Consider the following 679-nt stretch of genomic DNA (forward strand, 5'->3'; position numbering starts at 1 on the left):
CAAACTACGTTCTATTCTATGAGAAAAGGTCTAACTCGTTTTCTTCGTGATAATCCGGTAACCGCTAACGGTACTATACATTGTGTTGGACACAGTTTAGGTGGTGCATTAGCGACTCTGGTTGCGAATTGGATTTCTGCTTCTCCAGAGTTTAAAGGCAGAGTTAACTTATATACTTTTGGCTCACCAAGAGTCGGAATGAAATCTTTTTCGATCAACTCATCATCTCGGATATCGATGCACTTCCGTTGTGTCAATGGTGCGGACCCCGTAACAAAAGCGCCAGTATGGCCTTTTTATCATGCTCCTTTTAATGGTACTGAATATGTAGCGAGCAAGCAGCAAGGTTTGGTTATTTCGGCTCATGATATGTCTCGTTACGCTAGTTTGACTGACTTTCAGAGTTGGGAAAAAATTTATACTCAAAAGTCTGCCAATGCGTTTGAGAGAGTCGTTCTAAATTATAATAATCGACTTGATGCCAAAACAAACGATCTTTGGGCAGATAAGATATCTGCCGCAATTTTAACACTGTTAGTTGATGGTGGCTTTGCTGCGACAGTGTTCGCTTTGCAAAGTGCAGGTTCTGCTATTGCTACTATATATGACGCGATTGCTCGTTCAATCGTCAAAATTTCAGAACTCTCTAGCGAATTTTCTGAACGCGTAAAAGGTTTAC

Annotated in this window: 1 protein-coding gene; it reads left to right on the plus strand. The window is 40.9% G+C overall.

Features of this window, described 5'->3' with window-relative positions; translation table 11 throughout:
- Positions 1 to 679: lipase family protein (locus tag R8O10_RS25365; RefSeq protein ID WP_318191978.1), on the plus strand; the 679-nt coding region annotated here is incomplete at both ends.

This window comes from Vibrio sp. 1727 (assembly GCF_033344415.1).
GTDB classification, from domain to species: Bacteria; Pseudomonadota; Gammaproteobacteria; order Enterobacterales; family Vibrionaceae; genus Vibrio; species Vibrio alginolyticus.